Genomic DNA, 26,416 nt, shown 5'->3' on the forward strand with positions numbered 1-26,416 from the left:
GGGTATGCGAAAACGCGAACGCCCCGCGATGCGGGGCGTTCGGTGTGCTTTGTATACTCTGTCGCCGGTCAGTTCGCCGGCGGCATATCGCAGGTCAGTCCGTTGATCGTGCTGCCGCGCTTCCAGGTGCGGCTGCCGCTCGTGCTCGAACCGCCCGGACCGCGTCCCGGCGTGTTCTCCGGCAGGCCATTCGCGGTCAGCCAGCTCATGCGCACGGTGTTGCAGTCGATGAACTCGAACGAGACGTCGCCCCAGGTCGCGCGCTGCGTATCGCCGCCGAAGCCGCCGGCGAAACCGCCGCCGGTGCGATAGATCGCCGGCGCCGTGATCGAGCGCGTCGGCGTGGCGGCGTTGGCGTTGCTGAGCGCGCCGCCGCCGCTGATCCAGTACGGCAGGCCGAGGCCGTCGAACGTGAACCACGCGAAGAAGAGATAACGCGACTGCGTGCCGACGACTTCGCCGACTTCGAGGTTGATGCCCTCGCCGACGTGATTCGGGTCGGTCCAGTTGCCGCTCATGTAGCCGTTGATCGGCAGCGGCAGCGCGGCGTCGGGATACTCCGACGGGCGATACGGATCGAGCGCCGACAGATCTTCGACGCTGTTGTTGCGGTACACGGACGTCAGACGGAACGGCAGGTTGAAATCCCAGTACGCCGTGGCCGAGCTGTTGCTCGGGAAGTTCTCGAGGACCAGCGTCGTCGAGAAGATCAGCGGCGTGTCGATGTCCTGGTTCGTGATGACCGTGTTCGGCTCCTGCGCGACGCGCACGAACTTCGCCGTGTTGCCGCCCTGCGTGAGGCGGAACAGCGGGAACAGCGGATAGAAGCTCGAGTCGCCCTCGTACTGCGACAGACGGCGCAGCGTCAGGAGCGTCACCGAATCGCCGCCGGAGCACGGCAGACGCCAGATGAACGCGTTGACCTGTTCGGTCTGGAACTGGCCGTTGGCGGTGTTGTACGCGTCGAACGTGAACGTGCGCGCATAGACGCGACCGCCGACCTGGTTCGCACCGGTCGGAATCGGCAGCGGATCGGCGATGCAGCTCGGCGGATACGCGCGATAGCTGTTGGCGATCGGCGAGGTGGCCTTGGCGACCGGCGCCGACGTGCTCGTCGCGCCTTCGAGCGCGAGCTTCGGCATCCGCGACGCGTCGAGTTCGGTGCGGCTTTCGCGCATCAGCGCGTTGAGCTCGGCCGCCACGCTGCGCATCGATGCGCCTTCGCGCGCCGGACCGCGGCCTTCGCCGTCGGCCGCGACCGCCGCGAACGCACCGCTCGCGAACGCCGCCGCGAACAACCATTTCAGTGCATGCATCTGTCTCTCTCCTTCAGAACTTGCGTAGCCCGCCGCGCGCGGCGGGATTCGTCCACAATGCCGATGAACCGCCGGCAGCATGGTTGCGAACGCATGAATTGCCTATGAACTTTGCCGCAATTCCGCGGTCGCCGCACGCGCGTGAAAGTGGCGGATAATCGGTTTCTTTGCCACGGCGTGCCTCATGCAACTGGTCGACATCGGCGCCAACCTGACCCACTCCTCGTTTCGTCACGATCTTGCGCAGGTGCTCGACCGCGCACGCGCCCACGGCGTCGCGCAGATGATCGTCACCGGCGCGAGCCGCGAAGGCAGTCCCGACGCGCTCGCGCTCGCACGCGCGCATCCGGGCCTCCTGTACGCGACGGCCGGCGTGCATCCGCACCATGCCGCCGAGTACGACGCGGAAACCGACGCGCTACTGCGCGAACTCGTCGCAGCGCCCGAAGTGCTCGCGGTCGGCGAAACCGGGCTCGACTACCACCGCGACCTCTCGCCGCGCCCGACGCAGCAGTTCGCGTTCGAGGAACAGCTCAAGATCGCGCTCGACTGCGGCAAGCCGCTGTTTCTGCATCAGCGCGACGCGCACGACGATTTCATGGCGATGCTGCGCCCGCTGCGCGACCGGCTCGGGTCGATCGTCGTGCACTGCTTCACCGGCACGCGCGAGGAAATGTTCGACTACCTCGATCTCGACTGCCACATCGGCGTCACCGGCTGGATCTGCGACGAGCGGCGCGGCACGCATCTGCGCGAACTCGTGCCGCACATCCCGGCGAACCGGCTGATGATCGAAACCGACAGCCCGTATCTGTTGCCGCGCAACTTGAAGCCCATGCCGAGCCATCGCCGCAACGAGCCGATGTTCCTTGCGCACATCTGCGAGGAGATCGCGCGCGACCGCGGCGAGACGGTCGAGGCGGTCGCCGCGTCCAGTACGGCCACCGCACGCGCCTTTTTCCGCCTCGAGACGGACAACGAAAGGAACCATCCGTAAAGCAACCGGTCAGAACGGCTCGGCATCCTATGCCGGTACCCACGCGACTCAGGCCAGCCCTCATGACCCGACCGAACCGCAGTCTTCTCTGGATGGGCGGCTTTCTCGCCGCCGTCGCCGTGCTCGTGGCGCTGATCGCGCCGCGTCTCGCCGGCGCCTTCCAGGCCAACCCGTTCTTCAACGGCGTGATTCTCGCGGTACTCGCGGCCGGCATCGTCGTGAACCTGCGCCAGGTGCTGATCCTCAATCGCGACATCGACTGGATCGAGCATTTCCGCCGCGCCAACCCCGACCGTCCGGTACCCGGCGAACCGCGGTTGCTCGCGCCGATGGCGCGCATGCTGTCCGGGCGCGAGCGCGGCGCCCGGCTGGCGCTCAATCCCAGCTCCATGCGCACGCTGCTCGACGGCGTCTATCTGCGCCTGGAAGAATCGCGCGACCTGTCGCGCTATCTGATCGGTCTGGCCATCTTCCTGGGCCTCCTCGGCACGTTCTGGGGCCTGCTCGCGACGATCCGCTCGGTGTCGGACATCATCGGCTCGCTCAGCATCGGCGGCGACGCCGCGGCGATGTTCGCGAACCTGAAAGACCATCTGCGCGAACCGCTCGGCGGCATGGCCACGAGCTTCTCCACGTCGCTGTTCGGCCTCGCCAGCTCGCTCGTCATCGGCTTTCTCGACCTGCAGGCCGGCCACGCGCAGAATCGCTTTTACAACGAAATGGAAGAGTGGCTTTCCGGCGTGACGAAGCTCTCGGCCGGCGGCGGGCTCGCATTCGAAGCGGACGCCTCGGTGCCGGCGTACGTGCAGGCGCTGCTCGAACAGACCGCCGACGGCCTCGAGCGCATGCAGCGCGCGATCGTCGACAACGACCGCGAGCGTCGCGCCGCGAACGAGCACATCGGCGAACTCAACGCACAGCTCGCCCGTCTGACCGAGTTCCTCGGCCGCGACGCGCGCGAGCGCCATGCGGGCGTCGAGGCCCAGGAAGAACTGCGCACGGTGCTGAAGACGCTCGCGTCGCAGCCGAACGGCAGCCAGCAGCTGTCGGACGACCTGCGCGCCGAGTTCCGCCTGCTGTCGCGCACGATCGCCGCGGCGATCGACGGGCAGCAGCGGCGTCCGGCGGCCGGTCCGGTCGAGCGCCGCTGATGCGCAGCCTCGCCGCCCGCCGCCGCGGCCTCGACATCTGGCCCGGCTTCGTCGACGCGCTGACGTCGCTGATCATGGTGATGGTGTTCGTGCTGATGCTGTTTGCGATCGGCCAGTTCGTGCTGTCCGACTCGCTCGCCGGCAAGAACCGCGCGCTCGACGATCTCAACGCGCGTGTCGCCGAACTCGCCAAGACGCTGTCGCTCGCGCAGAACACGAACCGCGCGCTCGATACGAAGGTCAACGAACTGTCGGCGTCGCTCGGCAGCGCGACGACCGAGCGCGATTCGTTTAAGACCGCGCTCGACGCCGCGCAGGCGCAGGCCGCGCAGCTGTCGACCGACATCGGCGCGCTGCAGGCGCTCAAGGCGCAGCTCGAAGCGGAAGTCGCGAGGCTCGCCGGCGAACTCGGCACGAGCCAGGACGAAGTCGCCAAGGGCAAGGAGCTTTCGACGCAGCAGATCGCGCAGATCGAACTCCTGAACCGCCAGCTGGCCGCGCTCAACGCGCAGCTCGCGCAGATACAGGCCGCGCTCGACGTCGCGAACAAGGACGCCAAGGCGAAGGACGTCAAGATCGCCGACCTCGGCAAACAGCTCAACATCGCGCTCGCGAACCGCGTCGGCGAACTCGAACGCTACCGTTCCGAGTTCTTCGGCCGCCTGCGGCAGGCGCTCGGCAACCGGCCCGATGTGCGCATCGTCGGCGACCGTTTCGTCGTGCCGACCGACATCCTGTTCGACACTGCGTCGGCGGAGCTGTCGGGGCCGGCGGCCGAACAGATGCAGAAGCTCGCCGACACGCTCAAGGAAGTGTCCGCCGAAATCCCGTCGACGGTCGACTGGGTGCTGCGCATCGACGGCCACACCGACCGGCGCCCGATCCACACCGACCGCTTTCCGTCGAACTGGGAGCTGTCGTCGGCGCGCGCGGTGTCGATCGTGAAGTATCTCGTCGTGCAGGGGATACCGGCGCCGCGGCTGTCGGCGAACGGTTTCGGCGAATTTCAACCGCTCGACGCGGGCGAGACGCCGGAGTCGTGGGCGAAGAACCGGCGGATCGAGATTCAGTTGACGAATCGGTAGGGCGCGTCGGCGTTTTGCGTCTTCTTTTCCGTCATCACGGGCACGCCGCAGCGAAAACCGAAACTCGAAGCAATCCTGCGCCGCGCCCCCTCATCCCATCCTTCTCCCCCAACGCGGTTGGGGGAGAAGGAGCCAAGGATTCAGGCGCCAGGCCGCTTGAGCCCTCTCCTCCAAGCTTGCTTGGGGGAGAGGGTTGGGTGAGGGGGCGGCGCGGAGGTCTTCGTCGGGGGCAATCAGTGCAGTACGAGGCAAAAAGCGGTTCGGCTCAAACCCGCCCCACCCGCATCGCCAGATCCCACACCACCTCGCGCGCCTGCGCGGCGTCGCCCCACGCCGCCGCGAAATCGTCTTCCATCTCACCGACCGGATCGACGCCGTGCGCCGCGAGGTATTTCTGCGTCGCCGACCACGAACGCAGATAGCCGAGAAACTGTGCGAGATTCCACGACACGCGCAGTTCGAACGCCGGCGCTGCGATGCGTTCGAACGGAAACGCGAGTTCGCGGTAGCCCGATTCCACCAGCCGCCGCTCCGGCGCCCAGTAGCTGTCGAGCACGTCGACGTAGAGCCGGTTCTTGACCGCGTCGACCGCCGCGTCGATGCGGCAGTCGGCATACGACCACTGCGCGACGACGCCGCCGGGCCGCAGCACGCGCCGCACCTGCGCATGGAACGCGTCGAGGTCGAACCAGTGCAGCGCCTGCGCGACCGTCACGAGATCGGCACTCGCATCGGGCAGCGAGCACGCTTCGGCGCGTTCGACGCGATATTCGACGTTCGGCGCGGGCTGCGCGTTGTCGATCTGCGCCGAACTGGGATCGGTGCCGACGACGCGCGCGTAGTGCGCCGCGAGCGCGACGCTCGCCTGACCGTTGCCGCAGCCGGCGTCCCAGGCGAGATCGCGTCGCGCGCATTGCGCGGCGAGCCACGCGAAGAGCGCGGGATCGTAGTGCGGGCGCGCTTCGCGATAAGTCTGCGCATGCCCCGAAAAGTGGTCCTTGAACGTGCCGGTCATCGCGAACGCCCGTCAGTTGCCGCGCCGCGCGAGAAACGCGATCTTCTCGAACAGCTGCACGTCGGCTTCGTTTTTCAACAGCGCGCCGTACAGCGGCGGAATCGCCTTGCGCGCGTTGCGCTCGCGCAGCGCCTCGACGCCGATGTCTTCGGCGAGCAGGAGTTTCAACCAGTCGAGGAGTTCGGATGTCGTCGGCTTCTTTTTCAGCCCCGGCGTTTCGCGCAGCGCGAAGAACGCGGTCAGCGCCTCGTGAACCAGGTCGCGGCGCAATCCCGGATAGTGCACGTCGACGATCGCCGACAGCGTGTCGGCGTCCGGAAAGCGGATGTAGTGGAAGAAGCAGCGGCGCAGGAACGCGTCCGGCAGCTCCTTTTCGTTGTTCGACGTGATGACGACGATCGGCCGGTGCTTCGCGCTGACGGTTTCGCGCGTCTCGTAGACATGGAAGTCCATGCGGTCGAGCTCGCGCAGCAGGTCGTTCGGAAACTCGATGTCGGCCTTGTCGATCTCGTCGATCAGCATCACCGCGCGGCGATCGCTGACGAACGCCTGCCACAGCTTGCCCGGCACGATGTAGTTGCCGATGTCCGACGCGCGCGCCTCGCCGAGCTGCGAATCGCGCAGCCGCGCGACGGCGTCGTACTCGTACAGGCCGTGCTGGGCCTTCGTCGTCGACTTGATGTGCCATTCGACGAGCGGCGCGTCGAGCGCGCGGGCCACTTCCTGGGCCAGGAGGGTCTTGCCGGTGCCGGGTTCGCCCTTGACCAGCAGCGGGCGCTGCAGCGTGACGGCGGCGTTGACCGCGAGTTTCAGCTCGTCGGTGGCGACGTAACGGTCGGTGCCTTCAAAACGCATGGATGACTCGCGCGGCGGAAAGGCGCAAGCATAGCGCCGGGCGGTCGCGGCCGCTCGGCGCCGGGCGAATGTCCGGCGCATCGACAACGCATGAAAAGCGCATGCGCCCGGCACGGCGCGGGCGCACGGTTACGGTCCCGTCCCCTGCGAGTCATCGCCATGAAACGAGTCGCCTTTCTCGTCGTTCTCGCCGCCGGCCTGGTTCCGGCGCTTCCCGCCGCCGCGCAGACCACGGTCGTCACGCTGGAAAACGGCGCCGAAGGCTGGGACGGCAACGCGCCGATCGAGCCGACCGGCGGCAATCCCGACGCCAACGCGCATTTCCTGCTCGAAACGTTCGGTATCCGGTACTCCACCGAGACCCACCCGGCGTTCATCGGCAACATGACGCTGCATCCGTCGATCACGGTCGGCGTCGACGCCGTGGCGCACTCGATCACCTATCTCGGCAACGAGGTGTCGCGCGACGTCGTCGTGGAGTTCCGCAGCCGCACGCTGGCGCAGAACGGCTACCCGTGGACGTCGGTCTGGTTCAATCTCGGCACGATCGCCGCCGGTACGCCATGGCAGAGTCTGTCGGTGACCGTCGCCCCGAACAGTGCCACGCTGCCGGCCGGCTGGGGCGGCTACGGCGACGAGGATCCGAAGACGTTCGAACCGCGCCTGCCGCCCGGCGTGACGTTCGCCGACGTCATGGCGACGGTCGACGAGGTCGAGTTCTCGACGTTCGTGCCGGGGTTTTTCTACGGTTTCACGATCTTCGACGCGCGCTTCGACAATTTCCGGATCGAACGCGCGCAAGGCGACGCGATCTTCGCGAACGGCTTCGAAACGGAACTCTGAGCGCGCGGGAAACGGGCGATCGCCCGTTTCCCGCCACCGTCTTCAGGTACGGCGCGCCTTCGCGAACGCGTCGGCGAACGCGTTGTTCGCCGGCGGCGCGGCGGCCGGCTTCGGGCCGTTGCCGCGCGGCTGGTCGCGACGCGGGCCGCGATCGTCGCGGCGCTGCGCCCCCGGCGCCATCGCGCTCTCGCGCGCGTCGCCGATCGGATCGTCCAGGCGCATCGTCAGCGCGATGCGCTTGCGCGGAATGTCGACCTCGATCACCTTGACCTTGACGACGTCGCCGGCCTTGACGACCTCGCGCGGGTCCTTGACGAACTTCGTGGACAACGCGGAAACGTGTACCAGGCCGTCCTGGTGCACGCCGATGTCGACGAACGCGCCGAACGCCGCGACGTTCGACACGCGGCCTTCGAGCACCATGCCGGGTTTGAGATCCTTCAGGTCCTCGACGCCTTCGGCGAACGCCGCGGTGACGAACTCCGGACGCGGATCGCGGCCCGGCTTTTCCAGTTCCTTCAAGATGTCGCGCACGGTCGGCACGCCGAACTTCTCGTCGGTGAACTGCTCGGCTTTCAGCGTCCTGATGAAGCCCGTGTCGCCGATGATCTGGCGTACTTCGCGACCGCAGGCCTTGATGATGCGTTCGACGACCGGATACGCCTCGGGGTGCACGGTCGACGCGTCGAGCGGGTTGTCGCCGTTCGCGATGCGCAGGAAGCCCGCGCACTGCTCGAACGCCTTGTCGCCCAGGCGCGGCACTTTCTTCAACTGTTCGCGCGTGCGGAACGCGCCGTTCGCGTCGCGGAACTTCACGACGTTCTCGGCGACGGAGCTCGACAGGCCCGCGACGCGCGCCAGCAGCGGCGCCGAGGCGGTGTTGACGTCGACGCCGACCGCGTTGACGCAGTCCTCGACGCGCGCATCGAGCGCGCGGGCGAGCTTCACCTGGTTGACGTCGTGCTGGTACTGGCCGACGCCGATCGCCTTCGGCTCGATCTTCACGAGTTCGGCGAGCGGATCCTGCAGGCGCCGCGCGATCGACACCGCGCCGCGCAGGCTCACGTCGAGTTCCGGAAATTCCTTCGCCGCGACTTCCGACGCCGAATACACCGACGCGCCGGCTTCGCTGACGACGACTTTCGCGAGTTTCAGTTCCGGATGCTTCTTCATCAGCTCGCCGGCGAGCTTGTCGGTTTCGCGCGACGCCGTGCCGTTGCCGATCGCGATGAGGTTCACGCCGAGCGTCTTGCACACCGTCGCGAGCTGCGTAATGGATTTGTCCCATTCGTTGCGCGGCTCGTGCGGATAGATCGTCGTCGTGCCGAGCACCTTGCCGGTGCCGTCGACGCACGCGACCTTGCAGCCCGTGCGGATGCCGGGATCGAGGCCCATGACGACCTTCGGGCCGGCCGGCGCGGCGAGCATCAGGTCTTTCAGATTGTCGCCGAACACGCGGATCGCTTCGTCCTCGGCGGCTTCGCGGCACTTGCCGAACAGGTCGAGCGCCAGGTGCAGGTGCAGCTTGACGCGCCAGGTCTGGCGGCACGTCTCGAGCAGCCACGTGTCGGCCGCGCGACCGCGCTGCGCGATGCCGAAGTGCGCCGCGACGCGGCCTTCGGCTTCGGCGTGGCCCTGGTCCGGCTCGAGCGTCGGTTCGAGTTCGAGATCGATGATGCCTTCGTTGCGCGCGCGGAACAGCGCGAGCAGGCGGTGCGACGGAATCGCCTTGATCGATTCGACATGGTCGAAGTAGTCGCGGAATTTCGCGCCCTCGTTCTGCTTGCCCTCGACCACCTTCGCACGCACCTGGCCGCGCTCGTGGAGCCAGCCGCGCAGCTCGCCGACGAGCGCTGCGTCTTCGGAAAATTCTTCGAGCAGGATCGCGCGCGCGCCGTCGAGCGCGGCCTTGACGTCGGCGACGCCCTTTTCGCCATCGACGAACGTCTTCGCGAAATCTTCCGGCGAGAGCGTCGGATCGCCGCGCAGGCCGTCGGCGAGCGGCTGCAGGCCGGCTTCGCGCGCGATCTGCGCCTTGGTGCGACGCTTGGGCTTGTACGGCAGGTACAGGTCTTCCAGGCGCGCCTTGGTATCGGCTTGCAGAAGTTCCTTTTTCAACTCGTCGCTGAGCTTGCCCTGTTCGGCGACGCTCGCGATGATCGCGGCGCGGCGCTCTTCGAGTTCGCGCAGGTAGCGCAGGCGCTCCTCGAGATTGCGCAACTGCGTGTCGTCGAGACCGCCGGTGGCTTCCTTGCGGTAGCGCGCGATGAACGGCACGGTGGCGCCGCCGTCGAGGAGTTCGATGGCGGCATTCACTTGCGCCGGCTTCGCGGCGATCTCTTCGGCGATCTTCTGTTCGATATTCAGCATTGGGCGTTCTTCGTGAACCTGAGGTCGGTGCGCGGCATCGATGCCGGCCGCGCAGTTTAGTGCATGCGCGCGCTCAGGCGACGCGACGCGCGCCGCGCTTGAGATGCACGAGCAGCAGCGAGATCGCCGCGGGCGTGACGCCGGCGATGCGCGCGGCCTGGCCGATCGTCTGCGGTCGCGCGCGAACGAGCTTCTGCGCGACTTCGGCGGAGAGGCCCGAAACCTTCGCGTAGTCGAACGCATCGGGAATCGCGGTTTCCTCGTGCCGGCGCGCGCGTTCGATCTCGCCCTGCTGGCGTTCGAGGTAGCCGGAATACTTCGCGGCAATTTCAACTTGTTCTGCCACGCGCGCGTCGCCGACGCCGGGACCCAGGCCCGGCACGCGTGCGAGCTTGGCGTAGTCGAGCTCCGGCCGGCGCAAGAGATCGAGCCCGTTGGTTTCGCGCGACACGGCGACGCCGAGCACCGCTTCGACCTCGCGTCCGAGCGCGTTCGTCGGCGCGGCCCACACGCCGCGCAGGCGCTCGGTTTCGCGCGCGATCGCGTCGCGCTTGATGCGGAACGCGTCGTAGCGCGCCGCATCGACGATGCCGAGCGCATGGCCGTGTTCGGTCAGACGCAGGTCGGCGTTGTCTTCGCGCAGCTGCAGACGATATTCGGCGCGCGAGGTGAACATGCGGTACGGCTCGGTCGTGCCGTTGGTGATGAGATCGTCGACGAGCACGCCCAGATACGCCTCGTCGCGGCGCGGCGTCCACGGCGCCTTTTCTTGCGTCGCGCGCGCGGCGTTGAGGCCGGCGAGCAGGCCCTGCGCGGCGGCTTCTTCGTAGCCGGTGGTGCCGTTGATCTGCCCGGCGAAGTAGAGACCTTCGATCGCCTTGGTTTCGAGCGACGCCTTGAGGCCGCGCGGATCGAAATAGTCGTATTCGATCGCATAGCCCGGCCGCGTGATGTGCGCGCGCTCGAAACCCTTGATCGACCGCACGAGGTCGAGCTGCACGTCGAACGGCAGCGACGTGGAAATGCCGTTCGGGTAGATCTCGACGGTATCGAGGCCTTCGGGCTCGATGAAGATCTGGTGCGCGTTCTTTTCGGCGAAGCGGACGACCTTGTCTTCGATCGACGGGCAGTAGCGCGGGCCGACGCCTTCGATCTTGCCGGTGTACAGCGGCGAGCGGTCGAGCGCACCGCGGATGATGTCGTGCGTGCGCTCGGACGTGTGCGTGATCCAGCAGTTGACCTGGCGCGGATGCTCGCGCACGTCGCCGACGAACGAGAACACCGGCATCGGATCGTCGCCGGGCTGCGCGTCGAGCCCCGAGTAGTCGATGCTGCGTCCGTCGATGCGCGGCGGCGTGCCGGTCTTCAGGCGATCGGTGCCGAGCTTGAGTTCGCGCAGGCGCGAGGCGAGCGTGGCGGCGGGCGGATCGCCCGCGCGACCGCCGGAATAGTTCGCGAAACCGATGTGGATCTTGCCGGCGAGAAACGTACCGGCGGTGAGCACGACGGTGCGCGCGCGAAAGCGCAGGCCCATCTGCGTGACGACGCCGGCGACGCGGTCGCCGTCGAGCATCAGATCGTCGACCGCCTGCTGGAACAGCGCGAGGTTCGGCTGGTTCTCGACCATGCGCCGGATCGCGGCCTTGTACAGCGCGCGGTCGGCCTGGCAGCGCGTCGCGCGCACGGCGGCGCCCTTCGACGCGTTGAGCATGCGCCACTGGATGCCGGCCTGGTCGGCCGCGCGGGCCATCGCGCCGCCGAGCGCGTCGATCTCCTTGACGAGATGCCCCTTGCCGATTCCGCCGATCGCCGGGTTGCAGCTCATCTGGCCGATCGTTTCGATGTTGTGCGACAGCAGCAGCGTCTGCGCGCCGCAACGTGCCGCGGCGAGCGCCGCTTCGGTGCCGGCGTGGCCGCCGCCGATCACGATGACGTCGTAGGTTCGGGAATAGTCCATGGCATCGGGTCGATTGCGTCAGGCCGCGAATTTTAGGCGCTACGGACGTCGCGCGCGACCGTCGACTCGGAAAACGATGCCGTGCCGGCTCACCATTCGTCGCCGTTGGCACGGCATGTGCACTATCTTTCTCGCACTCCCACCGACGCACGGCGTTTGCGAGCACGTCGATAGTCGGAATTCAGGGGCCGGCTCTGCGTCGGTGGGAGGACGCACCACGGCTGGCCGAGGCGAGGTCTTTCTTCAGGGGAGAGGCTGGCGCCCGGCGGTCGTAGGAACAGGGGGAATCCAAGAGGACCGTGTGCCGGGCGCCAGAACCGGTAGGACGCCGCAGATCGCGCAAGCGACTGCGGCGTTTTCGTTTGTCTGCGCCGCGCAAGAGTACCCTTCGCCCGCATTAGGAAACTGTGAACATTCTCTTAGATCGGTGTCAGGTGCACCGTACGGGTCTAGGTGCCCAAGCTGTCAAGAAACGACGATCGTCGTCAACACAATGTCATAGCTTTTCATCCGTGACCGATTGCGCAAATTTCCGCTGCTGGCACGCGAACTGCATCACAGTTCGCAGTCGAAGCACGACAGCAGTACGGAGTTTCCCATGGGTACCGTCGACACCATGATTCGCGTCAATCCGCTCTTTTTGCGACAGGACCTGCTGATCGAAGTCGGCCGCCTGGAGCTTGCGATCGAAGATATCCGCTCGCACCGCGCCGCGAACGAAGTGAGGCCGCTCGTCGCGCCGCTCGAATCGCGCATCGCGCGACTGAATGAAGCGCTGGGCCGTCTGACCGCCTGATCGCCGCCGATCGCCGGCAGGCGATCGCCCGCAAAACCCTCTCTCTCATCCGTGCCTCGGCTCGGATTTTCCACCAGCCTCGCGGCCTATACCGCGAGGTTTTTTTGGCCCCGAATACCGGAGGCGGCCGTCTCAGCGATCGCCTTCGCCGCCGCGACCGGCGGAACTCGGCGCGCGCGACGGCGCACTCGGCGCCGAGCGCATCGCGGGCGCCGGCGCGGAGCGCATCGCGGGCGCCGGCGCGGAGCGCATCGTCGGAGCCGGCGCCGAACGCATCATCGGCGCGCCGGCACCGCCGCGCTCCACGGGCGCCGCACGGAACGACGGCCCGTCGCCGCGACCCGATCGCACCGGCGCGTAGCCGCCGCGATCGCTTGAACCGGCGCGGAAACCGGCGTCGCGCTGCGGCGGGGTCGGCTGGCGCCAGGCGCGGTCGGGACCGCCGATCGCTTCGCGTCGCTGCGGCATCGATTCGTTGTAGCGGCCCGGCGCGGAAGCATCGCGATTCATCGGCGCGCGAAAACCGTCGCCGCGATCGTACCCGCGTTCGACATACGCCTCGCGTCGCGGGCCTTCGCCGCGCTGCACGCGCGGCTCGCCGTAGTACCGGTCGGGCGCACCGACACGGCGTGTCGGAACCTGCCCATCCATGTCACGGCCGTTGTTACGCAGTGACGCGCCGCCCGCACCACGCTCGCCGGCGAAGCCGCCGCGCGACGGCGCGAAACCGCCTCGACCCTCGTCGCCGCCGCGCAGCGACGGCGCCGCGGCGCCGCGACCGTTGATCGGCGCCGCATCGCGGCGCATCGAGGCGATCGCCGCCGATTCGGCGCGCCGGCTGCCGAAACGGTGGTAGTCCGAGTGACCGTCGCGATGGCGATTCCAGTACGCCCAGTCGTAGTAGCCGTCGTACCAGCTGTGCCGCCACGGCGAATACGCCCAGTACGGATAGCCCCAGCCGCCGCCGAAACCGTACCAGTTGGTCGGAAACCACGTCACGCCGTAGCGGAAGCCCGGCGCGTAGAACGGGTCGTAGTAGTTGTGATAGATCGGCCACAAGGCGTCGTAGTACGCGCCGTAGGCGATGTAGTCGGGCACGTAGTCGGTCGTCGCGCCGTAGTAGTAGTCGGCGCCGTCGTCGTGATAGGCGTAGCGCGGCTGGGTCGCGCAGCCGGCAAGTGCCAGCGCGGCGACAAAAGTAAGAAGTAGGCGGCGCATGACGGTCTCCCGGTGACTGCGTTGAGGCTAATCCCTGGCCGGTAAATTCGTGCTGAAGCGCGCATGAAAGTTATTTCAGCGGCGCCGGCGCGACGTTCCGAACCGATAGATGCCTTCTTGCGCCGACGGATTCAAGCCAGCGAACGTCGCAGGATGTCCGTCAGTTCAGGCGAGCGCGCCTGCGCGACGAGGCGTTCGAGGCAGCGGCGCATGCGCTCGCGCCGGTCCGGTTCGAGGCGGCGCCAGTCCTTGAGCGCGGTGGCGAGGCGCGCCGCGGTGGTCGGATTGATGCGATCGAGCCGTTCGAGCGCACTTTCCATCAGCGCGTAGCCGGCGCCGTCCGCGCGATGGAACGCGACGAGATTGCGCGCGGCGAACGTGCGCAGAAGCGCATGTACGCGGTTGGGATTGCGCAACGAAAACCGGGGGTGGTCGATCAGCGCGGCGACGCGTTCGACCGCGTCGCGCTCGGGAATCTGCGCCTGCAGCGCGAACCATTTGTCGAGCGTGATCGCATCGTCGCGATAGCGCTGTTCGAAATCGGCGAGCGCCTTGTGCGCCTGCGGCGCGGCCCGCAGCACGAGCTGCGCGAGCGCGGCCTGGCGTTCGGTCATGCCGGCGGCCAGCACGTAGCGCGTCGCGGCGACTTCGGCGCCAGCCTCCGGCTGCCAGCGCATCCACAGCGCGAGGCAGCGGTTGAGCAGACGCCGGCGGTTCTGCGACGCGCCGTCGAGCGCGCCGCGTTCGACGCGCGCAAGCGCCTCGTGCCGTGCCGCCGCCTGTGCGCCGACGCGCAGCGCCAACGCGTTCTCCAGCGCTTCCCGCGCGGCATGCACCGCGAGCGGATCGACCGGCGTGACGCGCTCGGTCAGCTCGATCACGTCGGGCGGCGTGACGAGTTCGGCGAGCAGCGCCGGATCGAGCGACGCGTCGTCGAACAGCGGCGCGAGCGCGTCGGCCCACACGGCCGTTTCGCGCTCGCCGCCGCCGCGCATCAGCGCGTCGAACGCGAGCCGCGCGAGCTGTTGCGATGCGTCCCAGCGATTGAACTCGTCGCCGTCGTGGCGCAGCGCGAACGCGAGGTCGTCGCCGGTGTACCCGGCCTCGAGCCGCACCGGCGCCGAGAACCCGCGCAGCAGGGACGCGACGCGCGGCTTTTCGATGCCGAGAAAACGGAACGCGCGCGACGCGCCGTCGAGCTCGACGACGCGCTCGGCCACGCCGCCGGTTTCACCGGCCATGCGCAGCGGCAGCGGCCGGCCGTCGTGGCCGAGCAGCGCGAGCCGGACCGGTATCGGCAGCGCGCGCTTGTGCGCCTGCCCCGGCGTCGGCGCGGTGTGCTGCTTCAGCGTCAGCGTATACACCTTGCTTTGTGCGTCGTAGTCGCCGCGCGCGCGCAGTTCCGGCGTGCCGGCCTGCTCGTACCAGTCGAGATACGGCGAAAGATCCGCGCCGTTCGGCTCGCCGAGCGCGGCGAGAAACTCCTCGATCGACGCGGCATGGCCGTCGTGACGGCGGAAGTATTCGTCCATGCCGCGGCGCCAGCCTGCGCGGCCGAGGCGGCCGGCGATCATGCGAATGAGCTCGGCGCCCTTGTCGTACACGGTCGCGGTGTAGAAGTTGTCGATCGCGCTGTAGCTCGGCGGCCGCACGGGATGCGCGAGCGGACCTGCGTCTTCGGGAAACTGCGCGCGGCGCAGGAGCTGCACGTCTTCGATGCGCTTCAACGCATGCGAGCCCATGTCGCCGCTGAACTCCTGCTCGCGGAACACCGTCAGGCCTTCCTTGAGCGACAGTTGAAACCAGTCGCGGCAGGTGACGCGGTTGCCGGTCCAGTTGTGGAAATATTCGTGCGCGACGATCGCCTCGACGTGCCGGTAGTCGTCGTCGCTCGAGCGCGCCGGATCGGCGAGCAGGTATTTCGCGTTGAAGATGTTGAGCCCCTTGTTCTCCATCGCGCCCATGTTGAAGTCGTGCGTGGCGACGATATGGAAAACATCGAGATCGTAGTTGCGCCCGTAGTGTTCTTCGTCCCAGCGCATCGCGCGCTTGAGCGCTTCCATCGCGTAGCCGCAACGGCCGATCGCATCGGGCTCGGCGTAGATGCGCAACGTGACCGCGCGACCCTCGGCCGTGACGTACGGCTCCTCGATCGATTCGAGACGACCGGCGACGAGCGCGAACAGATAGCTCGGCTTCGGATGCGGATCGTCCCAGCGCGCCCAGTGGCGTCCGTCGGGCAGCTCGCCGGCGCCGGCCGGATTGCCGTTGGACAGGAGCACCGGAAAACGCGCGCGATCGGCGCGCAGCGTCACGGTGTAGCGCGCGAGCACGTCGGGACGATCGGGAAAGAACGCGATGCGCCGGAAACCCTGCGCTTCGCACTGCGTCACGAGAAAACCGTGCTCGTCCGAGCCCGACAGATACAGGCCCTGCAGCGCGCTGTTCGCGGACGGGTCGAGTGTCGCCACGCTTTCGAGCACGCTGCCGTCGCGCGCGCGCGGCATGCGCAGCTCGCGGCCGTCCCATGTGTAGTCGTTCGCGCCGAGCTGCGCGCCGTCGAGCGCGAGCGACTGCAGCGCGAAGCCTTCGCCGTCGAGCGTCAGCACCTCGTTCTGCGCCGGATCGCGCGCGAGCGTCAGGCGCGAACGCACGATCGCCTCGCGCACCGAGAGGTCGATATCGAGTTCGATGCGCTCGACGCGCCAGGCAGGCTTGCGGTAGTCGCGCAGATGCACGACGGCGTCGCGGGAGGGATCGGTCATTCGGGCAATCGCCAAGCTGTGACTTCCGAGGCTAGCACGATAAAAATCGAGGCTGTATGGTCGTCGACCATGAACGCACAAATCATCACGCTCGATACCATTCGCGATGCGGCGGCGCGCATCGCGCCGCACGCCCACGTCACGCCGCTTCTGAACTCGCGCAGCATCGACGCGATCACCGGCGCCACGCTGCTGTTCAAGGCCGAACACCTGCAGCGCGTCGGCGCCTTCAAGTTTCGCGGCGCCTGCAACGCCGTGTGGTCGCTCGACGACGAAACGGCGCGACGCGGCGTCGTGACGCACTCGTCCGGCAACCACGGCGCGGCGCTCGCGCTCGCGGCGCGCACACGAGGCATCACCGCCCACGTGGTGGTGCCCGAGGACGCCGTCAAGTCGAAGGTCGCCGCGATCGAAGCCTACGGCGCGACGCTGCACTACTGCGCGCCGACGATGGCCGCGCGCGACGCGACGGCCGAGCGCCTGCAGCGCGAGACCGGTGCCGAACTCGTGCACCCGTACAAGGATCCGCGCGTCATCGCAGGCCAGGGCACGGCCGCGCTGGAACTCCTGACCCAGAGCGGCGGCGTCGACGTGCTGGTGACGCCGGTCGGCGGCGGCGGCCTGACGTCGGGCTGCGCGATCGCCGCGCACGGGCTCGATCCGCAGATCAAGGTGTTCGCCGCCGAGCCCGAAGGCGCGGCCGACACGTACGAATCGCTGCGTCAGGGACGCCACGTCACCGACATGGTGCCGAACACGATCGCCGACGGTCTGCGCGCGAACATCGGCGCGATCAACTACGACCTGATGCGACAGCACCTGGCCGGCGTGCTGGTCGTCAGCGAAGAAGAAATGATCGCGGCGATGCGCCTCGTGTGGCAGCGCATGAAGCAGGTGATCGAACCGTCGAGCGCGACGGTGCTCGCGGCGGTGCTGCGCTATCGCGAGCATTTCGCCGGCAAGCGCGTCGGACTCGTTGTTTCCGGCGGCAACGTCGATCTCGACCGACTGCCCTGGGTCGCCTGACCGCTACTTTTTCAGCACGCTGATGCCGACGAGCGCCGCGCCGATCAGCGCGATGCCGAACGCTTCGACCGCGCCCGGGCGCTCGCCGAGGATCGCCCAGGCGAGCAGCACGCCGGTCAGCGGCACGGCGAGGCTGGTGATGCCCGCGACGGTCGTCGGCAGGCGCTGCACGATCGTCGCCCACATCACCCAGGCCAGGCCCGACGCGAGGACGGCGTTGTAGGCGAGTGCGGCACCGAAATACGGCGTCCACTCGATCGCGCGCTCGGGCACGCATGCGGCGATGAGACACAGGCCGATTGCGCCGGCGAGCATCTGCCAGGCCGTCAGGCGCAGCGGCGAAATTCCCGTTTTCGCAAAAGTGCGTTTCGATACGACGACGCCGACGCCCCACGACAGGCCGCTCGCGAGCGCGAGCAGCGAACTGCCGAGCGTGCCCATGCCGTGCCACGGCTCTAGCACGAGCGCAAGCCCGAGCGCGGCGAGCGCCACGAACAACCATTGGCGCCGCGTCGGTTTGTCGCCGTAGCCGAACGCCGCGAGCAGCAGCACCCAGAACGGCATCGTGTAGGCGAGCAGCGCCGTCTTGCCGGCGCCGCCGTCGACGAGCGCCCACTGCACCATCGACTGGAAGCCCGTCGTCTGCGCGAGGCCCACCAACACGACCGGCAGCCACGGCGGCGGTTTCGGCGATTCGCGCTGCAACACCACGACGGCGAACAGCACGAGCGTTGCGAGCACGGCGCGCAGCGCGGCGAAATAAAACGGCCCTGCGTACTGCAGCACCTGCTTCATCACGATCCAGTTGTAGCTCCAGATCAGCGTGAGGAAGACGAGCGCGATCAGCGCGCCGCGGCGGGAGGCATCGGAAGTCATCGCCCCATTGTCGCGCGAACGCCGTGCGCGCCGCACCCGACCATCGGCGCATTGCTATGCTTGCGCATCGCCAGTCCCTGCCGGAGCCCGCCGCCTTGGTTACCGAAGTGATCCTCGCGTATCTGCATTTCGCCGCGATCCTGACGTTCGTGTGGTTCGTCGCCAAGCAGTGGACGCTGCTGCGCGCCGGGCCCGCCGCACTCGACCTGCGCCGCCTCGCGCTGTCCGACGTCGGCGTCGGCCTCGCGGCCATCGGCGTCGTCGCCACCGGCGTCGCGCGGCTCGCGTTCGGCGCCAAGCCGCTCGCGTTCTATCTGAAGAACCCGGTGTTCCATGCGAAGATCGGACTGTTCGTGCTGGTCGGATTGATTTCGATCGTGCCGACGATGCGTATCCTCGCGTGGCGCCGCGCGCACAAGGCCGACCCCGCGTTCCGCCCCGACGAGGCGGCTTGGCGCCGCGTCTGCCGCTGCGTGATGATCGAACTGCACGGCATCGCGCTGATACCGCTGCTTGCCGTGATGATGGCCCGCGCCATCGGCTATCGACCGTAGACGGAGAGAGACCATGATCATCGACGGCGTGCGCGCCATGGACCGCGCCACCGAACTGCTGTTGCGCTATTACACCGCGTTCAATCGCGGCGACTGGGAGGGCATGCTCGCGTGCCTCGCGCCCGACGTCGCGCACGACATCAACCAGGGCGAGCGGGAGACCGGCCGAGAGGCGTTTCGCGCGTTTCTCGATCGCATGCACGCAAGCTACCGCGAACAGCTGCGCGAGATCGTCGTCATGGCCAACAGCGATGGCTCGCGCGCGGCGGCCGAGTACGTCGTGCACGGCGAGTACCTTGCGACCGACACGGGCCTGCCCGAAGCACGCGGCCAGCGCTACGTGCTGCCGGGCGGCGCGTTCTTCGACATCGCCGACGGCGCGATCGCGCGCGTGACGAACTACTACAACCTCGACGACTGGCTGCGGCAGGTGCGCGCGTGACCGGCCGCTGCGCCTGGGCCGAGCACAGCGACGCCGAGCGCGACTACCACGACGCCGAATGGGGAGTACCGCAGCGCGACGATCGCGCGCTGTTCGAGATGCTGATACTCGAAGGCGCGCAGGCCGGCCTGTCGTGGCACACGGTACTCGTCAAGCGCGAGAACTACCGGCGCATCTTCCTCGGTTTCGACATCGCAGCTTGCGCGAAGCTGACCGACGCGCAGCTCGAACGCGCGCTCACGGACTCCGGCATCGTGCGCAACCGGCTCAAGGTCTTCTCGGTGCGCAAGAACGCGCAGGCGGCGCTCGCGGTAATCGCCGAGCACGGCGATCTCGCGTCGTACCTGTGGTCGTTCGTCGGCGGCGCGCCGATCGTCAACCGCAGGCGCGGCATGGGCGACGTGCCGGCGCAGACGCCCGAGTCCGACGCGATGAGCAAGGCGCTCAGGAAACGCGGCTTCAGCTTCGTCGGTTCGACGATCTGCTACGCCTTCATGCAGGCGACCGGCATGGTCAACGACCATCTCGTCGGCTGTCCGTTCCGGCGCGCAAAGTGAGGCCGCGATGACCCCGACGACGCATTATTCGCGCCTCGTGCGCGTGCTGCACTGGACGAGCTTCGTCGCCATCGCGACCGCCTGCGCGCTGGCCGAGCTGCGCGGCTTCGTGCCGCGCGGCACACCCGAACGCGCGGCGATGATGCAGTGGCACATGGCGCTCGGCCTTCTCGTGCTGGTGCTCGTGCTGCCGCGCATCGGCATCGCGCTGTCGCGGCCGGCGCCACCGATCGTGCCGCCGTTGTCGCGCGCCGTGCACTTCGTCGCGAAGGCGACGCACGTCGCGTTGTATGCGTTCCTGATCGTTCAACCGCTGCTCGGCGTGATCCTGACGCAGGCCGGCGAGCGCGCGATCACGCTGCCGCTCGTCGGCTGGCGGCTGCCGGTGTTCATCGGCGCCGACCACGACCTGCACGAACGCGCCGAGGACGTGCACGTGTTGCTCGGCAAGATTTTCTATTTCGTGATCGGCGCGCACGTTCTCGCGGCGCTGTGGCATCACTACGGCGCGAAGGACGACACGCTCAAGCGCATGCTGCCGGGCTGATCCGGCGTCATGCGCCGCGATCGCTTTCGAGCGCCTGCGTGCGGCGCTCGTTGCCGGCCGAGTCGGCCGCGACGACGAGCGACAGCCCCACGATGCCGAGCATGACGACGGCGGCGCCGACCGCGGCCCAGCCGTGCGGCCACGCCTCGGCGAGAAACCACACGCCGAGCACCGTCGAGAACAGGATTTCCGCGGCCTGCATCGCCTCGACCGCGCCCAGCGCCGTCGCGTCGTTCCTGACCATGCCGGTCGCGTGGAAGAACAGCACCGTCGCGATCGTGCCGGCCGACAGCGCGACGCCGGCGGCGAGCAGCGCTTGGCCGCCGCTCGGCCAGCCCGCGTCGGCGAAACCGTATAGCGCCACCAGTATCCAGAACGGCTGGCTCGCGAGCGTCATGCCGAACACGCGCTGCGTCGCGTTGAGCGACTCGCCGGTACGCTCCAGGTGCAGAAGGATCTTGCGGTTGCCGAGCGGATACAGGAACGCCGAGACGGTAACGGACGCGAACGCCCACCACGCGGTCGCATCGAAACCGCCTTTTGCATGGCCCCACTGCATCAGCACGACGCCGCCGACGATGACGACGCCCAGCCCCAGCGAGCGCTTGGGCAGCCGCGCGCGCGCGTCGCGGTAGATCAGGGGCGCCATCAGCATGCCGGCAATCACCGTGAGCTGGAACGTGCCGGCGATCAGCCACGACGGACCGCTCGCCGCCGCCCAGGTCAGGCACACGCAGAACGCGGTAAAGCCGATGCCGCTCCACACGAGCCACGCGACGGGATGCGCGCGCAGCGCGCGCCACACCGGCGCGAAACCGCCCTGCCAGCGCAGCACGAGCGCGAGCATCGGCAAGGTCAGGAAATAGCGCAGCGCCGCGGTCCAGGCCCAGTGTCCGCCGCCGACCGCCGTCGCGCGGTTGAGCACGTAGGTCGCGGTGAAGAACAGTGCCGAAGCCAGCGCGATGGCTACCGCGAGCGGGGCGTGACGGCGCATGGACGCTCTTCGGGTTCGCAGGTCGGACTCACGGTTTATCTTCGGCGCAGACGCGGTCGCGGCCTTCGCGCTTGGCGCGGTAGAGCTGCGCGTCGGCGGCGCGCATCAGCTCGGACAGGCTGCCGGCGCGCCATTGCGCCACGCCGATGCTGACGCATACGCGCAGGCGCTCGCCGCCGAGATCGAACGGCTGCGCCTGGACGAGCGCGCGCAGGCGTTCGGCCGCGGCGAGCGCGTCGTCGAGCGACTGTTCGGCGTACAGAATCGCGAACTCCTCGCCGCCGATGCGCGCGATCAGCTGTTCGGCGCGCGCATTCTGCTTCAGGATCTGCGCGATGCCGCGGATCACGCTGTCGCCGGCGGGATGGCCGTGCCGGTCGTTGATCGCCTTGAAGTGGTCGATGTCGACCAGCGCAAGCGTCAACGGCCGCGCGTGCCGCGTCGCGCGCAGGATTTCCTTCTCGACGAGCTCCTGGAACTGGCGCCGGTTGTACAGGCCGGTCAGCGGATCGGACGTCGCGAGCTGGTACAGCTCCTCGTGATAGCGCGCCTCGATCGAACCGCGCTCCATGAACTTGAGCACGCTGTCGCCGACGCCGATGTGATCGCCGTCGTGCAGTTGCGCCTCGACGATCGGCGCTTCGTTGACGAACGTCTTGTTGGTCGAATCGAGGTCGCGGATGCGATAGCCGTCGTCGTCGCGCCAGATGCGGCAGTGCCGCCGCGAGATGCTGCGATGGTCGATCGTCAACTCCACGTCGGGCGAACGGCCGATCACGAGCGGCCGGCCGTCGAGTTCGACGCGATGGCCCAGATCCTGGCCGTGGATGACGACGAGGCACGCGGACGCCGCACCCTCGGCGCGATCGCCGGGCGGCCGCGTACTGCGGCGCTGCGTCGTATTGTTCGTGCGCGGACCCATGGCGCGAGTGTAGCGGCAACCGCGCCGCCCGCCAGACGACCTTGGGCGCGTCGGCGCCTAGTGGCCCGTAACCGACAAATCGAAAGTCGCTCGCTCTTCCTGGCCGCGCAGTACTTGCTGCTCACTCAGCCAATAGCTTGTGCTATGGGCTTCGCTCCGCAACGGCGTCCCGCACGACCAGTCCTTCGCGATCCCTCTTCCGATTTGCCGGCTACAGGCCACTAGGCCGCGCGGCGCAACCGCACGACGAACGCGAACAGCACGAACAGCAGTACCGAAGCGCCGGCGCTGTGGGCCGTCGCTACCGGCAGCGGCAGGCCGAAGTGCACGTTGCTGACGCCGAGCGCGATCTGCACGCCGAGCGCGGCGAGGATCGCGATGCCCCAGGCGCCGAAGCGCCGGCGCAGCGCGACGACGGCGACGCCGATCAGGTGCCCCGCGACGACGATCGCGCCGATGCGGTGCACGAGCTGGATCGCGGTGCGCGCGTCGGCGTCGAGCACGCCGCCTTCGTAGTTCACGCCGATGCCGCGCCACAGCACGAACGCCTCGCGGAAATCGGTCGGCGGCCACCACTGGCCCAGGCACGTCGGAAAATCGGTGCCGCAGGCGAGCGCGGCGTAGTTCGCGCTGGTCCAGCCGCCGAGCGCGATCTGCAGCGCGACGAGCGCGATGCCGACGATCGCCATGCGGCGCAGCGGATCGGTGTCGACGCGCCCGCCCGGCGCGAGCGTCAGGCGCAGCGCGGCGTAGACCAGCAGGCAGAACGTCGACAGGCCGCCGACGAGGTGCGCCATCACGACGATCGGTTTGAGCTTCCAGGTGACCGTCCACATGCCGAGCAGCGCCTGGAACACGATCAGCACCGACGCGGCCGTCATCACCGCGGCGATGCGCCGGTCGCGGCGCCACGCCCAGAACGTGAGGCCGAACGTCGTCAGGATCAGGCCGCCGGCGAGGATGCGGTGCACCTGCTCGCGCCACGCCTTGTGCGATTCGAACTGCCGCTCCGGAAACGCCTCGTTCGCGGCCGAGATCTCGTGATCGTGCTTCGGCCAGGTGGCCTTGCCGTAGCACGTGGGCCAGTCGGGGCACGACAGGCCCGCGTTGGACAGGCGTACGAACGCGCCGAACACGACCACGAGCAGCGCGAACGCGACGGCGAACCAGGCGACGGATTTGCCGGAGAAGATTTTCATGAGCAGCGACCAGGCCATCGGGGAACGGGCGCAGCCGCAATGCGGCGGCGCCGGGCCGGCGATTTTAGCCGACCGGCGGGATCGCGGCTCGGCTCAGAAGAAACGGCGCAGCGCCGCAAGGAGCGCTACGCCGAGCGCGAGCGCCGGCGCGACAAAATGCCGCGGTGCCCGGCGCGGCGAGTCGGCGTGGCGAAGCGCGATCCCGGCGACCGCGGTCGATGCGCCGATGGCGGCCATCTGCAGCGCCAGCCGGTCGCCGGGCGCCGCCCAGGCGATCAGGCCGAACAGCAGCGCCAGCCAGAAGATCGAATTGCTCGAACGGACGAGACGCATGGCGGCAATCCAAGGCAGGTCCGCCATTGTCGCAACGTTCGCCGCCAATCCGTCTGTACGCTGGCGGCCGGTCGCTCAGCGTATCAGCCGCGACAGATCCTGCCGCACGCCCGCCGGATCGTAGCCCGCCTCGTAGCGCAGCATCAGGAGGCCCGCCGGGTCGACGATCGCGGCGGTCGCGCTGTCCGGCGTCGTCGGGCGCAGCTTCGCGAGCGGCGCCGAGTCGCTCCTGACGAATTCGATGCGCGGATACTTTTCGCGCAGCGCCGGCGTCGCCTCGACGCCGATCGCCGCGAGGCGCAGGCGCGTCGCCTTCTGCGTCATCAGCGACCAGATCTTCTCGGCCTCGGCGATGCGACCCTCGCACACCGCCGCGCAGTCCGGGCCGGCGATCACGACCAGCGTCCAGCGAAATTCGGTGTCGTCCCAGTGGTATGCGGCGCCGTCGGGCAGCGTCGCGGCGTCCGCCGCGACGCTCTGCGGCGGCTGGATCAGCGTGCCGTTGTTGCGCTTGTTCGTCGGCTGCCAGTTCGCCAGGTGCAGCCCGAACGCGATCAGCATCGGCGCGAGAAACACGCCCGCGACGGCGACGAGCTGCACTCGCTTACGGCTTTGTGGATTCATGGATTTTGCTCCTTGTTTTCTTTGCGCCAGTGCAGCACGACGAAGATGACGATCGCGGCCAGCGCGAACGAGAACCACTGGAACGCGTAGCCGCGGTGCTTCGCAGGCGGCATCACGGCGGGCGTCCATGCGCGCACGAGGCCGCTCGCGGCGTCGGGGTCGAGCAGCAGCAGGCGCGGATGCACGGCGGCACCGCCGAGATCGGCGCGGATCGCGTCGAGATCGAGGAATAGCGTCAGTTTCGGCCACGTCGTCTGCTGCGCCAGCGCATTGCCGCCGACGCGCAGGCCGCCGCCCGGCGGCGGCGCGTAGATGCCGGTCAGCACGGTTTCGCCGTCCGGCAGCGGCGGCAGCGGCGCCGGCGTCATGCCGGGCCGCGCCTCGAACCAGCCACGGTTGACGAGCAGGCGGCCCGAACCGCCGGCCGGCTCGAACACGGCGATCGCCATGCGGCCGACACGGCCTTCGCGCGTCTGTTCGTCGAGCAGGTACGAGCGCTCGGCGACGTAGCGGCCGCGCACCCGCACGTGCGGGTAGGTTTCGGCCGCAAGGTCGGCCGGAAGGTCGGCGAGATCGACGGTCGCGCTCGCCGCAGCCGCGGCGAACGAGGCCAGCAGTTGTTCTTTTTCGGCGGCGCGGCCGAGCTGCCAGCGCGCGAGGTTCAGAAACAGCGCGAGACCGGCCGCGAGCAGCAGCCAGGCGAACCACGACGGCGAGTGCCAGCGCCGCGTCATGACGCCGCAGGCCCGCCATCGCGCGCAGGCCTATAATCGGCGACGCGCAATTGGCGTGTCCGAGGTCGCTCCATCATGGCCGGCAAAGTCATCATCATCCTGTTCCTGTGCGTGATTCTCTACAACCTCGGGGCGGGCCTGTACTACATGATGGTCGACAAGGGGACCACCGATCGCACCGTGAAGGCGCTGACGCGCCGCATCGCGCTGTCGCTCGGATTGATCTTCCTGTTCATGTTCATGACCTGGATGGGCTGGATACAGCCGCACGACCTCGGCCGCTGAGCACCCGCCGCACCGAAAGCAAAAAAGCCGCGCGGTTGCGCGGCTTTTTCGTTGTACCGCCGGTGTGCGTGCGCTTACAGCACGTACACGAACATGAACAGGCCGAGCCACACGACGTCGACGAAGTGCCAGTACCACGCGACGGCTTCGAAGCCGAAGTGGTGGTCCTTGTCGAAGTGGCCGGCGAGGCAGCGGAACCAGATCACCGCGAGCATGATCGTGCCGAGCGTGACGTGCAGGCCGTGGAAGCCCGTCAGCATGAAGAACGTCGAACCGTACACGCCCGAGCCGAGCGTCAGGTTCATGTGCTGGTAGGCCTCGATATATTCGTGCGCCTGGTAGTACAGGAAGATCGCGCCGAGCACGACGGTGAGGCCCAGGAACACGAGCAGCTGCTTGCGATGACCGGCGCGCAGCGCATGGTGCGCGATCGTGATCGTGACGCCCGAAGTCAGCAGGATCAGCGTGTTCAGCAGCGGAATGCCCCACGCCGGAATCGTTTCGAACGCGCCGCCGATCGCCGACGGACCGTTCGTCGGCCACGCCGGCGCGTAGTCCTGCCACAGGTAGAAGTTCGTCAGCGCGCCGTCGCCTTCGCCGCCGAGCCACGGCACCGAGAGCATGCGCGCGTAGAACAGCGCGCCGAAGAACGCCGCGAAGAACATGATCTCGGAGAAGATGAACCACATCATTCCCATACGGAACGACGTGTCCACCTGATGGTTGTACATGCCCTTGATCGATTCGCGGATCACTTCGCCGAACCAGCCCCACATCATGTAGAGCAGGACCGCGACGCCGACGTAGAACATCGGCTTGCCCCAGCTGTGCTCGTTGAGCCAGTTGGCCGCGCCGATCATCGTCGTGAACAGCCCGATCGTGCCGACGGCCGGCCACTTGCTGCCGTGCGGTACGTAGTAGACGTTCTTGCCTTGTGCGGTCGCCATCGTCAAAA

At 68.2% G+C, this 26,416-nt stretch carries 26 protein-coding genes; 11 read left to right on the plus strand and 15 right to left on the minus strand.

The window, feature by feature from the left end; all coding sequences use genetic code 11:
* Positions 1–68: 68 nt before the first annotated feature.
* Positions 69–1,316, minus strand: a complete 1,248-nt coding sequence (locus OD750_RS15900) for a hypothetical protein (RefSeq protein WP_263541671.1) — start codon at positions 1,314–1,316, stop codon at positions 69–71.
* Positions 1,317–1,500: 184 nt separating this feature from the next.
* Here OD750_RS15900 and OD750_RS15905 point away from each other — a divergent pair, with 184 nt between their 5' ends.
* From OD750_RS15905 to OD750_RS15915, 3 genes are all read left to right on the plus strand, one after another.
* Positions 1,501–2,313, plus strand: a complete 813-nt coding sequence (locus tag OD750_RS15905) for a TatD family hydrolase (RefSeq protein ID WP_263541672.1) — start codon at positions 1,501–1,503, stop codon at positions 2,311–2,313.
* Between the two features lie 62 nt (positions 2,314–2,375).
* Positions 2,376–3,464: a flagellar motor protein MotA gene (locus OD750_RS15910; protein WP_263541673.1), complete on the plus strand. Its 1,089-nt coding sequence runs from the start codon at positions 2,376–2,378 to the stop codon at positions 3,462–3,464.
* Positions 3,464–4,549 carry a peptidoglycan -binding protein gene (locus OD750_RS15915; protein ID WP_263541674.1) on the plus strand — a complete coding sequence of 362 codons (1,086 nt, stop codon included), beginning with the start codon at positions 3,464–3,466 and terminating at the stop codon, positions 4,547–4,549. Before OD750_RS15910 ends, OD750_RS15915 begins: the two co-directional genes overlap by 1 nt.
* A 265-nt stretch (positions 4,550–4,814) precedes the next feature.
* Here the strand turns inward: OD750_RS15915 and OD750_RS15920 are convergent, their stop codons facing one another.
* Together OD750_RS15920 and OD750_RS15925 are read right to left on the minus strand one after the other, a co-directional pair.
* A complete protein-coding gene (locus OD750_RS15920) occupies positions 4,815–5,564 on the minus strand; it encodes a class I SAM-dependent methyltransferase (RefSeq protein ID WP_263541675.1) in 750 nt (249 codons plus the stop codon).
* 12 nt (positions 5,565–5,576) lie between these two features.
* Positions 5,577–6,419 (minus strand): AAA family ATPase, encoded by an 843-nt coding sequence (locus tag OD750_RS15925; RefSeq protein ID WP_263541676.1) that lies wholly within the window; start codon positions 6,417–6,419, stop codon positions 5,577–5,579.
* Between the two features lie 159 nt (positions 6,420–6,578).
* Here OD750_RS15925 and OD750_RS15930 point away from each other — a divergent pair, with 159 nt between their 5' ends.
* Positions 6,579–7,262 carry a hypothetical protein gene (locus OD750_RS15930; protein ID WP_263541677.1) on the plus strand — a complete coding sequence of 228 codons (684 nt, stop codon included), beginning with the start codon at positions 6,579–6,581 and terminating at the stop codon, positions 7,260–7,262.
* A 42-nt stretch (positions 7,263–7,304) separates the two neighbouring features.
* Here the strand turns inward: OD750_RS15930 and OD750_RS15935 are convergent, their stop codons facing one another.
* The gene (locus OD750_RS15935; protein WP_263541678.1) at positions 7,305–9,632 is read right to left on the minus strand and encodes a Tex family protein; all 2,328 of its coding nucleotides are present in this window, start codon (positions 9,630–9,632) and stop codon (positions 7,305–7,307) included.
* Between the two features lie 73 nt (positions 9,633–9,705).
* On the minus strand, positions 9,706–11,589 hold the full coding sequence (gene mnmG / locus OD750_RS15940) for a tRNA uridine-5-carboxymethylaminomethyl(34) synthesis enzyme MnmG (protein ID WP_263541679.1): 1,884 nt from the start codon (positions 11,587–11,589) through the stop codon (positions 9,706–9,708).
* A 598-nt stretch (positions 11,590–12,187) separates the two neighbouring features.
* Here mnmG and OD750_RS15945 point away from each other — a divergent pair.
* Entirely contained in the window at positions 12,188–12,385 is a 198-nt protein-coding gene (locus OD750_RS15945) for a hypothetical protein (RefSeq protein WP_263541680.1), read from the plus strand.
* A 132-nt stretch (positions 12,386–12,517) separates the two neighbouring features.
* Here the strand turns inward: OD750_RS15945 and OD750_RS15950 are convergent, their stop codons facing one another.
* Both OD750_RS15950 and pepN read right to left on the minus strand, forming a co-directional pair.
* Positions 12,518–13,603 (minus strand): membrane lipoprotein lipid attachment site-containing protein, encoded by a 1,086-nt coding sequence (locus tag OD750_RS15950; RefSeq protein WP_263541681.1) that lies wholly within the window; start codon positions 13,601–13,603, stop codon positions 12,518–12,520.
* A 131-nt stretch (positions 13,604–13,734) separates the two neighbouring features.
* Entirely contained in the window at positions 13,735–16,368 is a 2,634-nt protein-coding gene (gene pepN / locus OD750_RS15955; RefSeq protein WP_263541682.1) for an aminopeptidase N, read from the minus strand.
* 69 nt (positions 16,369–16,437) lie between these two features.
* On the opposite strand from pepN, the gene OD750_RS15960 reads away from it, so the two are divergent.
* Entirely contained in the window at positions 16,438–17,394 is a 957-nt protein-coding gene (locus OD750_RS15960; protein ID WP_263541683.1) for a pyridoxal-phosphate dependent enzyme, read from the plus strand.
* A gap of 3 nt (positions 17,395–17,397) precedes the next feature.
* On the opposite strand, the gene OD750_RS15965 is transcribed toward OD750_RS15960, so the two are convergent.
* Positions 17,398–18,270 (minus strand): DMT family transporter, encoded by an 873-nt coding sequence (locus OD750_RS15965; RefSeq protein WP_263541684.1) that lies wholly within the window; start codon positions 18,268–18,270, stop codon positions 17,398–17,400.
* Positions 18,271–18,365: 95 nt separating this feature from the next.
* On the opposite strand from OD750_RS15965, the gene OD750_RS15970 reads away from it, so the two are divergent.
* Genes OD750_RS15970 through OD750_RS15985 form a run of 4 tightly spaced genes read left to right on the plus strand, consistent with a single transcriptional unit; the run spans position 18,366 to position 20,370 of the window.
* Positions 18,366–18,824, plus strand: coding sequence for a DUF2214 family protein (locus tag OD750_RS15970; RefSeq protein WP_263541685.1), 459 nt, complete (start codon positions 18,366–18,368; stop codon positions 18,822–18,824).
* A 13-nt stretch (positions 18,825–18,837) separates the two neighbouring features.
* Complete coding sequence (locus OD750_RS15975; RefSeq protein ID WP_263541686.1) at positions 18,838–19,266, plus strand: ketosteroid isomerase-related protein; 429 nt, start codon at positions 18,838–18,840, stop codon at positions 19,264–19,266.
* On the plus strand, positions 19,263–19,823 hold the full coding sequence (locus tag OD750_RS15980) for a DNA-3-methyladenine glycosylase I (protein WP_263541687.1): 561 nt from the start codon (positions 19,263–19,265) through the stop codon (positions 19,821–19,823). Before OD750_RS15975 ends, OD750_RS15980 begins: the two co-directional genes overlap by 4 nt.
* A 7-nt stretch (positions 19,824–19,830) precedes the next feature.
* On the plus strand, positions 19,831–20,370 hold the full coding sequence (locus tag OD750_RS15985; protein WP_263541688.1) for a cytochrome b: 540 nt from the start codon (positions 19,831–19,833) through the stop codon (positions 20,368–20,370).
* A 7-nt stretch (positions 20,371–20,377) separates the two neighbouring features.
* Here OD750_RS15985 and OD750_RS15990 read toward each other — a convergent pair whose 3' ends face one another.
* From OD750_RS15990 to OD750_RS16015, 6 genes are all read right to left on the minus strand, one after another.
* Complete coding sequence (locus OD750_RS15990; RefSeq protein WP_263541689.1) at positions 20,378–21,364, minus strand: multidrug resistance efflux transporter family protein; 987 nt, start codon at positions 21,362–21,364, stop codon at positions 20,378–20,380.
* A gap of 28 nt (positions 21,365–21,392) precedes the next feature.
* Positions 21,393–22,286, minus strand: a complete 894-nt coding sequence (locus OD750_RS15995; RefSeq protein WP_263541690.1) for a GGDEF domain-containing protein — start codon at positions 22,284–22,286, stop codon at positions 21,393–21,395.
* A gap of 221 nt (positions 22,287–22,507) precedes the next feature.
* Entirely contained in the window at positions 22,508–23,503 is a 996-nt protein-coding gene (locus tag OD750_RS16000; RefSeq protein WP_263541691.1) for a COX15/CtaA family protein, read from the minus strand.
* 75 nt (positions 23,504–23,578) lie between these two features.
* The gene (locus OD750_RS16005) at positions 23,579–23,818 is read right to left on the minus strand and encodes a hypothetical protein (protein WP_263541692.1); all 240 of its coding nucleotides are present in this window, start codon (positions 23,816–23,818) and stop codon (positions 23,579–23,581) included.
* A gap of 75 nt (positions 23,819–23,893) precedes the next feature.
* Complete coding sequence (locus OD750_RS16010) at positions 23,894–24,442, minus strand: hypothetical protein (RefSeq protein WP_263541693.1); 549 nt, start codon at positions 24,440–24,442, stop codon at positions 23,894–23,896.
* The gene (locus OD750_RS16015; protein WP_263541694.1) at positions 24,439–25,176 is read right to left on the minus strand and encodes an SURF1 family protein; all 738 of its coding nucleotides are present in this window, start codon (positions 25,174–25,176) and stop codon (positions 24,439–24,441) included. Before OD750_RS16015 ends, OD750_RS16010 begins: the two co-directional genes overlap by 4 nt.
* Positions 25,177–25,251: 75 nt before the next feature.
* On the opposite strand from OD750_RS16015, the gene OD750_RS16020 reads away from it, so the two are divergent.
* A complete protein-coding gene (locus OD750_RS16020; RefSeq protein WP_263541695.1) occupies positions 25,252–25,461 on the plus strand; it encodes a twin transmembrane helix small protein in 210 nt (69 codons plus the stop codon).
* A 74-nt stretch (positions 25,462–25,535) separates the two neighbouring features.
* On the opposite strand, the gene OD750_RS16025 is transcribed toward OD750_RS16020, so the two are convergent.
* Positions 25,536–26,408 (minus strand): cytochrome c oxidase subunit 3, encoded by an 873-nt coding sequence (locus tag OD750_RS16025; protein WP_263541696.1) that lies wholly within the window; start codon positions 26,406–26,408, stop codon positions 25,536–25,538.
* Positions 26,409–26,416 lie beyond the last annotated feature (8 nt).

It is taken from the genome of Tahibacter soli (assembly GCF_025717065.2).
In the GTDB taxonomy this organism is placed as follows: domain Bacteria; phylum Pseudomonadota; class Gammaproteobacteria; order Xanthomonadales; family Rhodanobacteraceae; genus Tahibacter; species Tahibacter soli.